General features: G+C 56.7%; 12 protein-coding genes. 10 read left to right on the top strand and 2 right to left on the bottom strand.

Translation table 11 applies throughout. The annotated features are described in order from the left end of the window. Nucleotides 1-198: 198 nt before the first annotated feature. From ACMXX3_RS10690 to ACMXX3_RS10705, 4 genes are all read left to right on the top strand, one after another. Complete coding sequence (locus ACMXX3_RS10690; RefSeq protein ID WP_421084693.1) at nucleotides 199-399, top strand: hypothetical protein; 201 nt, start codon at nucleotides 199-201, stop codon at nucleotides 397-399. Nucleotides 400-522: 123 nt separating this feature from the next. Next, entirely contained in the window at nucleotides 523-2,073 is a 1,551-nt protein-coding gene (locus tag ACMXX3_RS10695) for an ATP-binding cassette domain-containing protein (RefSeq protein ID WP_421084703.1), read from the top strand. Between the two features lie 149 nt (nucleotides 2,074-2,222). Then, nucleotides 2,223-3,458, top strand: a complete 1,236-nt coding sequence (locus tag ACMXX3_RS10700; RefSeq protein ID WP_421084704.1) for a sensor histidine kinase — start codon at nucleotides 2,223-2,225, stop codon at nucleotides 3,456-3,458. After that, nucleotides 3,459-4,142 (top strand): winged helix-turn-helix domain-containing protein, encoded by a 684-nt coding sequence (locus tag ACMXX3_RS10705; RefSeq protein ID WP_421084694.1) that lies wholly within the window; start codon nucleotides 3,459-3,461, stop codon nucleotides 4,140-4,142. Between the two features lie 94 nt (nucleotides 4,143-4,236). On the opposite strand, the gene ACMXX3_RS10710 is transcribed toward ACMXX3_RS10705, so the two are convergent. Beyond that, nucleotides 4,237-4,767: a hypothetical protein gene (locus tag ACMXX3_RS10710; RefSeq protein WP_421084695.1), complete on the bottom strand. Its 531-nt coding sequence runs from the start codon at nucleotides 4,765-4,767 to the stop codon at nucleotides 4,237-4,239. 252 nt (nucleotides 4,768-5,019) lie between these two features. On the opposite strand from ACMXX3_RS10710, the gene ACMXX3_RS10715 reads away from it, so the two are divergent. The 6 genes from ACMXX3_RS10715 (at nucleotide 5,020) to rlmB (ending at nucleotide 10,409) form a co-directional block, all read left to right on the top strand. Next, nucleotides 5,020-5,505 carry a CarD family transcriptional regulator gene (locus ACMXX3_RS10715; protein ID WP_185173529.1) on the top strand — a complete coding sequence of 162 codons (486 nt, stop codon included), beginning with the start codon at nucleotides 5,020-5,022 and terminating at the stop codon, nucleotides 5,503-5,505. A gap of 23 nt (nucleotides 5,506-5,528) precedes the next feature. Further along, nucleotides 5,529-6,305: a 2-C-methyl-D-erythritol 4-phosphate cytidylyltransferase gene (gene ispD, locus ACMXX3_RS10720; RefSeq protein ID WP_421084696.1), complete on the top strand. Its 777-nt coding sequence runs from the start codon at nucleotides 5,529-5,531 to the stop codon at nucleotides 6,303-6,305. Continuing rightward, entirely contained in the window at nucleotides 6,302-6,778 is a 477-nt protein-coding gene (ispF, locus tag ACMXX3_RS10725; protein ID WP_421084697.1) for a 2-C-methyl-D-erythritol 2,4-cyclodiphosphate synthase, read from the top strand. The genes ispD and ispF overlap by 4 nt, the downstream gene beginning before the upstream one ends. A 110-nt stretch (nucleotides 6,779-6,888) precedes the next feature. Next, nucleotides 6,889-7,770 (top strand): alpha/beta fold hydrolase, encoded by an 882-nt coding sequence (locus ACMXX3_RS10730; RefSeq protein ID WP_421084698.1) that lies wholly within the window; start codon nucleotides 6,889-6,891, stop codon nucleotides 7,768-7,770. 65 nt (nucleotides 7,771-7,835) lie between these two features. Continuing rightward, nucleotides 7,836-9,263, top strand: coding sequence for a cysteine--tRNA ligase (gene cysS / locus ACMXX3_RS10735; protein WP_421084699.1), 1,428 nt, complete (start codon nucleotides 7,836-7,838; stop codon nucleotides 9,261-9,263). A gap of 165 nt (nucleotides 9,264-9,428) precedes the next feature. Continuing rightward, nucleotides 9,429-10,409, top strand: coding sequence for a 23S rRNA (guanosine(2251)-2'-O)-methyltransferase RlmB (gene rlmB, locus ACMXX3_RS10740; protein WP_421084700.1), 981 nt, complete (start codon nucleotides 9,429-9,431; stop codon nucleotides 10,407-10,409). A gap of 180 nt (nucleotides 10,410-10,589) precedes the next feature. Here the strand turns inward: rlmB and ACMXX3_RS10745 are convergent. Further along, nucleotides 10,590-10,832, bottom strand: a 243-nt coding sequence (locus ACMXX3_RS10745) for a hypothetical protein (RefSeq protein ID WP_421084701.1), incomplete at its 5' end; no start/stop codon positions are given.

The following is a 10,832-nucleotide window of genomic DNA, read 5'->3' on the forward strand; positions in this document are numbered from 1 at the left end:
ATATATTTATTCAGTTATATTTTTACTAGTCAGAGTAGGAAATATTTTATGTGCTTCATGTGCAAGGGATACTAGACATGATTCCACTCAAATAGTAGTGTGATTTAAATCAACATTGATGTTGATGCATCCAGTTTACTGATGATTTAAGGAGGCCGTTATGGCTGTTCACACTGAGGTGATCTTTTAGGAGTAGAGATGGAAAGTAAATATTCAAGTTTGCAAAATAATAAACTCTATATTTCAAGAATTGGTGATTATGTTGCAGGTATTGGATATGGTGAAGGCAGACTTGGAGCATCTCAAGGTGAGGCTCTTGAAAGATACTCGCTGATGAGAGGACCTGGCCAAAATGTTTTTTATACTTTTCCAAGGAACCCGGTTATGAAAAATTTATAGATATAAAAAATAAGTATAATGAAATTTATGATTCCGGCGGAAGCGCATTACATCCGAATATTGAAGAGTCTGCACCGGGTGAACGAATCTCCAGTTCCTTTCGGGTAGAAAGAGGTTAAAGTGATGAAAAAATACTTAACATATGTTACTGAATGTCTTTCTCTTCTGGGAAGAACATCCCCTCTGCGCATGACTCTCATGGTGTGCATGAGTCTTGCCGCTTCTATTCTGGCGACCCTTACTACCCTCTTGCCAGGCCAAGCAGTAAACCTCAACAGTGACAATGAAACATTCCGTTCCCTATTTATCTTCGCGGTAATTTTTAGTGCCTTCTGGCTTACCAGCGCGACCCTTAAAGCCTTGCTCCTACCGGTCTATGGGTACCTTGAGCAGAAAGCTCAAACACAATTAGCCTCCCAAAGTCTCTACCGTTCCTACGGCGTGAAGAAAAACCGCCACACTAGGGATAATAACGAAATAGCCTTTGCGGTAGACAGCCAGATGGCCGCCTTCCGCACTACTAGCTCAACCGTTATCTTCTCCGTCCTGCCAGCTATCTGCGTGATGGGAACTGCCGGAATATCGCTTGCCCTCATTGCTGAGCCTCTGTTGGCGGCGGTTTACCTCGTAGGTATGATTCTCTTTATCTCGCTCTCTCGTCGTCCTGTAGATAAGCACCAGCAGGCTCAGGGAGCTTTCTTTGGCGAGAATATGAAAAATTTTGGTATTCTCACCAACTATGTAAACTACTGGAAAGAAACCGCCTCTTTCTCCCTGGAAGCCAGCAACACTGCATCTTATGCACAGTCCCGTAAACCGGTAGAGGAAAGTGGCGTCCACTCCTACCGTGTAACCAAAAACCTCTACCTATTCCAAGCCTGTGTGCTATTCATTATTATGGCTTCCCTGCTGGGTGTATACCTGGTCCTGGGGCAGGGGCGTGAATACGGTACACTTCTGGCCGGCTTTATTTCTCTTACCGGTGTATCACTCTATTCAATTCAAGTTATTCAAGATATAGGTTTTTCCCTGTCGGCAATTGCTACATCCTACGCTCAAGATGCAGAAGCACAGCAAAAAATGAGCACATCTAGCTCAGAAGAGCAGCCCGTTCCAGAGAAGGCACCCAAAAATATCGACAGTAAACTACCCGATAAGGGGCTGGTCTGGCTCCTGGGTTCCAGTGGCTCAGGGAAAACAACCTACATAGAAACCCTGCTGGGGTTCACTCCCTACCCGGTTCCGGATCATATGTCGATGAGAAAATTCAGAGAGACTCGATACCTGCCCCAAGAAACTAACCTGCCATTCCAAACCGCCCACGAGACAATTCGGGCTTCCCGTCCTCTGGAAACCCAGAACATTGACTCTTGCCTACAGTTACTGGAACTAGACGATTTCATGACTACCGGTCAACGGGCTCAAGAAACCATTGCCGGTGAAGAGTCAAGGGTTTCAGGTGGTGAAGCCCGTCGAATAGGTCTAGCCCGCACGCTCCTGGGGCAGCCCGGATCGCTCATTATTCTCGATGAGCCAACTACCGGTATTGGTCGAGAAACACAAAAAATAGTGTGGGAGCTAGTTCGTGAAAAGTCTTTAGATAACCTCATACTTGTCATCACTCATGACGTAGACGCACCCATCCATGAAGGCGATATCGTTTTAAAGTTCTAGTGCCCTGTCACACAAAATTCGGCTCTTAACAACAGAAGCCAAGGTCACATGAACACAAGCACATGGTTGGGTAAACGTTAGTTGAACCCAGTCCGGTTTGAGGTGAGTGATAGTGCATCAGGTGCAGGTAAGGGCATAAGCTGGTGTCTGTGAACCCTACTGTGATTGCTTTGTCTGCGGCTGTGCTGGGCCTCCTCATCGGCGTGGTCAGCATGCTCGCCGTGCAACGAAGTGAGCGTCAGCGCGCCCGCTGGGCCGACGTCGAAGAGCCAACCCTCAGCGACGGTGCCGCTGAGGTGCTGGCGGTCATTGGCCGTGCCTATGTGGTGGTCGATGCTGTGGACGGCGTCGTCCAGGCTTCCCCTGGGGCTTATGCTTTGGGCTTGGTGCGGGGGCATACGGTGGTGTCAGATGAGATGCTGTCGATGATTGATGAGGTCCGCCGCAAGGGGGCTATTGCTGAGAAGGAAATTGTTTTCACGCGAGGCTTCTATGATCAGAGCCGGCTGGTGATTGATTTGCGGGTGGCCCCGGTGGGGGATGAGTACATCCTGGTTCTTGCTGATGACCGCACTGAGATTGCCCGCGCCCAAACGGTGCGTACTGATTTTGTGGCGAATGTGTCCCATGAGTTGAAGACGCCGGTGGGGGCGGTTGGGTTGATGGCTGAGGCGATTGAGTCGTCAGCTGATGATCCTGAATCTGTCTTATATTTTTCAGGAAAGTTAAAGCGGGAGTCCCGGCGGCTTGCTGCCCTGGTGCAGGACGTTATTGAGCTGTCCCGTTTGCAGTCGACCGATATGGTTTTGAATTCCAAGCTTGTTGATATGGGTCAGGTTGTTGCTGAGTCTGTTGACCGGAACCGGCTGACGGCTGAGGGGAAGCAGATTGAGCTGACTGTGGGCGGGTCTGTTGACCGCCCTGTTCACGGTGACCCTGAGCTTCTGGGGACTGCCCTGCGTAACCTCATTGAAAACGCTATTCGCTATTCACCGGAGAAGACGAAGGTGGGTATCGGTATGGCTGTGAAGGACGACACTGTTAGAATTTCTGTGAAAGATCAGGGGCCGGGTATCCCTGAGGATGAGCAGGACCGTATTTTTGAGCGGTTTTACCGGGTTGATCCGGCCCGTTCTCGTCAGACCGGGGGCACCGGCTTGGGCTTGAGTATCGTGAAGCATATTGTGGGCCAGCACGGTGGTGAGGTGACCCTCTGGTCGAAGCCTGGTTCTGGTTCTACTTTTACGATGTCTTTGCCTCTTGTGGATGAAGAGACTGAGCAGGATTTGTTGGGTGAGGGTTTGGGCCCCGCGTCGAAGTTTGAGAATATGCCTGCTGGCCAGCTTGCTGGGTCCAGTGTGGCTCGAGAGAAGAAGGAATCGTAGATGACCCGCATTTTGGTGGTTGAGGATGAAGAGGCCCTGAGCGAGCCTTTGGCCTTTCTGCTGGGCCGGGAGGGCTTTGAGGTTCAGGTGGTTGATAATGGCCTGGACGCTGTGACCGAGTTCGAGCGGGGCGGCGCTGACCTGGTGCTGTTGGACATCATGCTGCCGGGCCAGTCAGGCACCGAGGTGTGTAAGCAGATTCGGGCGACGAGTGCGGTGCCCATTATCATGCTGACGGCGAAGGACTCTGAACTGGATAAGGTTTTGGGGCTTGAGCTGGGGGCTGATGACTATGTGACTAAGCCTTATTCCTCCCGGGAGCTGATTGCCCGTATTCGGGCTGTTCTCCGCCGCCAAGGGGGAGAGGCTGAGGAGCATGAGAGCGGGGCGATTGAGGGGGGCCCCGTCCGGATGGACGTTGAGCGCCACGTCGTGACGGTGCACGGTGAGCCTGTTGCTATGCCCCTTAAAGAGTTTGAGCTGCTTGAAATGCTGTTGCGGAACGCAGGCCGGGTCATGACTCGCTCCCAGTTGATTGACCGGGTGTGGGGGGCCGACTATGTGGGCGATACAAAGACCCTGGACGTTCATATCAAGCGGTTGCGGTCCAAGATTGAGGACGATTCTTCGGCCCCCAAGTACCTGGTGACGGTGCGAGGTTTGGGGTATAAGTTTGAGGCCTAATCCCAAGGCCTGACGGCGACTGTTTAGTCAAGAGCAAAGGCCCCCTGCGGTGTGCAGGGGGCCTTTGCTGTCTACCCTGTGATCGGGTGCTTGTTTAGTGGTTTGAAGAAGCTGTTGCTTCGGCGGTGGGCTGGGCGCCACCGGGCAGGTATTCGGCGTATTCTTCAAGGTCGCCGTTGAGGACGGGCAGGCTGAAGGCTTCGGTGGTTTCACCAATGACCCCTTCAGCTTCAATGATGAGGCCGGGGGCTTCGGGGGTGGAGTCGATGATAACTTCGTTGGTGTCCTCTTCGAGGATCTTTGATTCGCCGGGTTCAACGTCTACGGAGAAGGACTGACCATCGCCCAGGTTGAAGGTGACAGTCTGGGCGGTTTCGCCCATGTTGTAGACGGTGCCGAGGACGCGGCCGGGCTGACCTTCACCCTCAGAAATAACGAGCATGTTGCGCATGTCGACGCGCTGGCCCTTGGGCCACATAGTGAAGGAAACGCCGTCGCTGGCATCGTAAACGAGGGTGGTTGCGGGGTTGTTGGTGTAGGTGCAACCGGTCATGGCGAGGAGGGCACCTGCGATGGCGAGGGTTGCGCCTGCGCGCTTGATGGTCAGAGAAGCGGTGTTCTTCACAGCTTGTGCTCCCTTGTTGGTTGAGTGCCCCGTGTATGGGGTGGGGCGTGTGTGTGCGCCGCGCCTGGGCGCGGTTTTGTCTGGTCTGGTCACATTCTATCTGTTTTAGTGACGTTAGGTCACTATCGGCGGGGTTTGTGAGGGTAAATGAAGTTCTGGGTTTGGGCGGGGAGACACTGGGGGCAGAAAAACTTTAAGTGTGCTGTTTAAATAAGCGTGCTAGAATGGATAGGCTGAAAGGGGTTTATCCATATGGTTTTTGAGGTTGGCGAAACAGTCGTTTACCCTCACCACGGTGCCGCAACGATCGAAGAGATCAAGATGCGTAAGATCCGTGGCGAAGAGAAGATGTACCTGAAACTCAAGGTTGCTAATGGTGACCTGGTCATTGAGGTTCCTGCTGAGAACGTTGATATGGTGGGCGTGCGTGACGTCGTTGACGAACGCGGCCTGCAGGAAGTCATCGACGTCCTTCAAGCAACCGATACTGAAGAAGCAGCTAACTGGTCCCGCCGCTACAAGGCTAATGTCGAGAAGCTGGCCTCGGGCGATGTGCTGAAGGTTGCCGAGGTCGTGCGTGACCTGTGGCGTCGTGAGAACGACCGCGGCCTGTCGGCAGGAGAGAAGCGCATGTTGGCTAAGGCTCGTCAGATTCTGTCCTCCGAGGTTGCCCTGGCTAAGGACATCGATGAAGAAGCTGCCGAGGTTGAGCTCGATAAGATTCTCGAGGGCGTCTAAACTTTCGGGTATGCTCACTAGCTGTGAGCACTCTAGATTTTTCTGATACAGCGGGCACCGCAACCACTTCTGGTGGTTCGGTGCTCGCTGTCGTTATTGTGGCGGCCGGGTCCGGTTCGCGCCTGGGCGCGGGTGTGCCCAAAGCAGCGGTGCAGGTTGCCGGGCGCACCCTGCTGGAATGGGCGCTGACCGGTGCCCTAGCGTCGGGCGTGGTCGCTCGGCTGGTGGTGACGGTGCCCCCGCAGGATGTTGAGCTACGGCAGGTCTGTGCCCGTTACGGTGCCTTGGCGGTAGAAGGCGGCGCTACCCGCGCTGAGTCGGTCACGGCTGCCCTGACTGCGATTGCAGACGCAGCCCCCCTGCCCGGTGCCCCCGGGCAGCTGCCCACCGGAGTCCTGGTGCATGATGCCGCCCGCTGTTTTACCCCGCCGGATGTGTACCGCCGGGTAGCTGCGGCCCTGGCCGCCGGGGAGAAGGCCGTCATTCCGGTGCTACCGGTGGTGGACACCATTAAGACGGTAGACGCCCAGGGGTATGTGACTGGCACCCCTGCCCGGGCGCAGTTGCGGGCGGTGCAGACCCCCCAGGGTTTTGACCTGGCCACCCTGCGCCAGGCCCACCGGGATGTTGCCTCCCTAGCCCCCGAGGTTGCTGAAAGTATCACCGATGATGCCATGCTGGCTGAGACCCTGGGGCTGCCGGTGGCAACGGTCGAGGGAGCTGCCGAGGCCTTCAAAATTACAACCCCCCTTGACCTGACCCTAGCCACTGCCCTCTACGACGAAAAGAGAGAATCATGATTCCCCGTATCGGTACCGGTACTGATGTGCACGCTTTTGGTGAGGAAGGCACCGAGCTGTGGGTGGCCGGGCTGCACTGGCCGGGCCAGCGTGGCCTGTCGGGCCATTCGGACGGCGACGTGGTCGCCCACGCTGCTGCCGACGCCCTCTTCTCGGCCAGTGGCACCGGCGATTTAGGCTCCAATTTCGGGGTGGATCGGCCCGATATGGCAGGTGCTTCCGGCGTTCGGATCCTGTCGGAGGCAGCTGCCATTGTGCGGGCCGCCGGGTTTGAGATCGGCAACATTGCGGTGCAGCTGATCGGCAACAAGCCCAAGTTCTCCCCGCGCCGGGAGGAGGCCAACCGCGTCCTATCTGAGGCCGCCGGTGCCCCGGTGACGGTTACCGCCACCACCACTGACGGACTGGGCTTGACCGGCCGCGGCGAGGGCGTGGCAGCTACTGCTGTTGCCCTGGTGTATCCGGCCTCCTAGCATTCCTTCGCTGAGGGAGACGCCAGATCGGGGAGGGGAACGCAGTTGCTTGCTGTTCCTGATGGCTTATGCTGGTGTCTTTCGACAGTTGGCATCTTCCGGAAGTAATCATGAGTTGTGATCCTCTAGAACCGCACCCGCATGTTTTAAGTGACCGAGGTGGCCGCGTCATTGCCTGGCACGAGTTCGGTGAGCTAACAGAGCCGGTTGCAACAGTTCTGTACTGCCACGGTACGCCGGGTACCGGTTATGAGGCGCTCTTTTTTGACGAGGCTGCCAGCCAGCTTGGTATCCGGGTTATTGCTCTTGACCGGCCGGGGCTGGGGGCCTCAGATCCTGTGGACGAGCGCACGGTAAGCACCTGGGCTGAGCAGGACGTCGCTGCGGTGGTGGAGCATTTGGACCTTGAACAGTTCAGCGTGATGGGTTTTTCTGGGGGAGGGCCCCATGCCATGGCTGTTGCCGCAACCTACCCGCAGAAAGTCAGCCAGCTCGTCCTGTTGGCCCCCTTTACCCACCACCCCCTGTGGGAGTCCCGGCTGGGCGTTGATTTGACGGCTACCCGCGTCCTGCTGTCCCACCTCTTCCTCTCCTGGCTGCCCAAGCCCCTCATTGATCGGGCTGCTGGCACCGGGGCGGCCCAATCCAACCGTCGGCAGCTGGGGAAGGCCCTTACCCGCAATGTGCAGGGGCATACCGGTGCCTACCGCATGGCTGTTGCCCATGACTACGCCCTGCAGTTCGATATCAGCGGGGGAGTGCAGGATGAGCACGCTATCTACGCTGACTGGGGCTTTTCTGAAACCCAAATCAAGGTGCCGGTGCATGTGTGGGTGCCCGAGAAAGACCTGGCTATCCGCCCGGCCCGCGCCCGGAACCTGGGGTTGCGCCTGGGGGCTGAGCTCCATGAACTGCCCGAGGACGGCCACCTGTCCCTGCTGATCAATCAGGCAGCTGCCGTCCTCAAACCCCTGGTGGCTAAGGGCCCCTAGATGCAAGATGTCCTCCTGCTGGGCTAGCCTCCTGTAGCCACCCTGAAACCGGTAAACTGAAGAGCGTGACTTTACGTTTTTATGATTCAGCAACAGCAAGCGTCCGTGACTTTAGCCCGGTTCACCCCGGTGAAGCCCGTATCTATTACTGTGGTGCCACTGTGCAGGGGGCCCCTCATATTGGGCATGTGCGTTCGGGCCTGGTCTTTGACCAGCTGTCCCGCTGGCTGACCTACCGCGGGTACAAGGTCACTACAGTCCGCAACGTGACCGATATCGACGATAAGATTCTGGTCAATTCAGCTGCTTCATTTGAGTCCGAGTATGCCGGTGAGCACCCGGCAGAAGAATGGTGGGCCCTGGCCTACCGCTTCGAGCGGGTCTTTGCTTCCGCTTATGCTGCCCTCAACATTGCCCCGCCCACCTATGAGCCGCGCGCTACCGGGCATATTCCCGAGATGTTTGCCCTCATTCAGCGCCTCATTGACCGCGGCCATGCCTACCCGGCAACCGACGGCTGCGGCGACGTCTACTTCGATGTGCGTTCCTGGGAGAACTACGGGGCCCTGACTCGTCAGAAGATTGACGATATGCAGGACGCCCCGGACGCCGACCCCCGCGGCAAGCGCGACCCCCGCGACTTTGCCCTCTGGAAGGCCTATAAGGAGGGCGAGCCCGCAACCGCCTCCTGGGATTCCCCCTGGGGTAAGGGCCGTCCCGGCTGGCACCTAGAGTGCTCGGCCATGGCAGGCAAGTATCTGGGCGAGACTTTTGATATTCACGGTGGCGGCCTGGATTTGCGCTTCCCCCACCACGAAAACGAGATGGCCCAGTCCCAGGCAGCTGGCTACGGCTTTGCCAACTTCTGGATGCACAACGGCCTGGTCAATTACGAGGGTGAGAAGATGTCCAAGTCCATTGGCAATATCATCACCCCGGAGCAGATGTTAGAGTCTGCCCGCCCCCTGGTCGTCCGCTACTACCTGGGCCAGGCCCACTACCGCTCCGTCCTCGACTACCACCCCACTTCCCTGGACGAGGCCCGTGTAGCCGTTGAACGCATCGAGGCTTTCCTTGCAGCGACCCGAAACTACCACCGCGAAAATGCTGAGGTGCCCCAGGCTTTTGCTGAGGCTATGGACGATGATCTCAATATCCCCAAGGCCCTGGCCGCCCTGCACGGGGCCGTGAGGGCCGGTAACGCTGCGCTCGCTGCCGGGGAGTCTGCCCAGGACGCCGCCGAGCAGGTTTACGCTATGGCCAAGGTACTGGGGCTGGTTGAGCTCATGTCCTTCAGCCAGGCAGGGGCTGCTACTCCGGACGCCGGTGAGCACGCAGCTCTTGACTCTCTGATTCAGACCATGCTGACCCAGCGGGCTGAGGCCCGGGAGGCTAAGGACTGGGCCCGGGCTGATCAGATTCGTGATGCCCTGGCAGCTGCAGGTATTACCGTCAAGGACGGGGCGAGCGGGTCCAGCTGGTCCCTGAGCTAATCTGATACCGGGTACTGGTTTTACCCAGGTAGTGCCCTACCAGCGACTTTTACGCGCCCTGCCCCTGCCTGGTGGCAGGGCGCGTGCTCCATCTCTCGCACCAAAAACCGTGAGCGGTCGGTAAGCTAGAGACCAACGACAAGAAACCTAAAGAAGGACAACACTATGGCGAAGGCAGGCTCCCGCCCCGGCGCAACCAGCAAGAAGAAGGGCCCTACCAAGGGCACCGGTGGCCACGGGCGGAAGGCTCTTGAAGGCCGCGGTAACACCCCCAAGGCTGAGGATCGCGTTTACCACAAGGCCTACAAGATGAAGAAGGCCGCTGAAAACCGTAAGGCAACGAATACCCTGCGTTCCCGCCAGCCCCGGCTGGGTGGCAAGCGGGCCTCCGACGAGCTGGTGACCGGCCGTAACTCTGTGCTGGAGGCGCTGCAGACTGAGATTCCTGCCAAGACTCTGTTCGTGATGTCCCGTATTGAGGTAGATGACCGCGTCCGCGAGATTATGACCGAGGCCAATAAGCAGGGTCTGCCCATGCTGGAAATTGGTCGCAATGAGCTTGACCGGCTGACCGACCACGCCGTCCACCAGGGTGTTGCCCTGCAGATTCCTCCCTATAAGTACCCGGACGCCGGCAACCTGGTTCTCGATACCATGGATCTTTGGTACGAGAAGAAGATGAGCACCCCGCCCCTTTTCGTTGCCCTGGACGGTATTACCGATCCCCGCAACCTGGGTGCCATTATTCGTTCTGTCTCTGCTTTCTCAGGTAATGGTGTGATTATTCCTGAGCGCCGTTCTGCAGCTATGACTGCTTCTGCCTGGAAGACCTCTTCCGGTGCTGCTGCCCGTATCCCTGTTGCTAAGGCAACCAATCTGACCCGGGTGATCCAGCAGGCCAAGGACGCCGGCATTTTCGTTGTTGGTTTGGACGGCGGTGGGGAAGTTGACCTGCCCAACCTTGAGCTGGCCTCTGAGCCGCTCATGATTGTTGTGGGTTCTGAAGGTAAGGGCCTGTCCCGCCTGGTGACTGAGAACTGCGATCAGATTGTTTCGATTCCTATTAGCTCAGCAATGGAATCACTCAATGCTTCTATGGCAGTGGGTATTGCCCTCTATGAGGTCTCCCGCCGCCGAGCTGCCTAAGCTCTCTTCTTCACATAGTGCTCTCCCGCGATAGCGGGAGAGCATTTTTGTTTAAGCGTTTGCGGGGTGTTTGTGAGCCAGGATAAGGGCTTGGACCACAAAAAACCCATCACATCGAGGCTGCGAGGGGCTTTGAAAAAAACTTAAAAAAATCTTTTTCCCTGGGTATTATGGACTTGACTAGGGATTTTGTTGATATATGGGCTGGATTTCGGGGTGAAAATGCCCCAAAACTGCATCTTCCGGGTTGCGCGGTCTGGAAAACCTGCGTAAAGTATTACGAGTCGCCGCGGCGAGGGAAACCCCGCCACAACGACAAAACACCAAGTCACATAGCGATTCAAGCCTCAGGCAGGCACCGGAAAACAAGAGGTCACAAACCTTTGTTGGAAGGTCATAAACCAGCCAGAAGCAACTGTGGGA

Source organism: Rothia nasimurium, assembly GCF_049068285.1.
GTDB lineage: Bacteria > Actinomycetota > Actinomycetes > Actinomycetales > Micrococcaceae > Rothia > Rothia nasimurium_I.

Coding starts and splice junctions, on each gene's coding strand:
- ACMXX3_RS10690 (WP_421084693.1), top strand. CDS start 199: ATGGAAAGTAAATATTCAAGTTTGCAAAATAATAAACTCTATATTTCA.
- ACMXX3_RS10695 (WP_421084703.1), top strand. CDS start 523: ATGAAAAAATACTTAACATATGTTACTGAATGTCTTTCTCTTCTGGGA.
- ACMXX3_RS10705 (WP_421084694.1), top strand. CDS start 3,459: ATGACCCGCATTTTGGTGGTTGAGGATGAAGAGGCCCTGAGCGAGCCT.
- ACMXX3_RS10715 (WP_185173529.1), top strand. CDS start 5,020: ATGGTTTTTGAGGTTGGCGAAACAGTCGTTTACCCTCACCACGGTGCC.
- ispF (WP_421084697.1), top strand. CDS start 6,302: ATGATTCCCCGTATCGGTACCGGTACTGATGTGCACGCTTTTGGTGAG.
- ACMXX3_RS10730 (WP_421084698.1), top strand. CDS start 6,889: ATGAGTTGTGATCCTCTAGAACCGCACCCGCATGTTTTAAGTGACCGA.
- rlmB (WP_421084700.1), top strand. CDS start 9,429: ATGGCGAAGGCAGGCTCCCGCCCCGGCGCAACCAGCAAGAAGAAGGGC.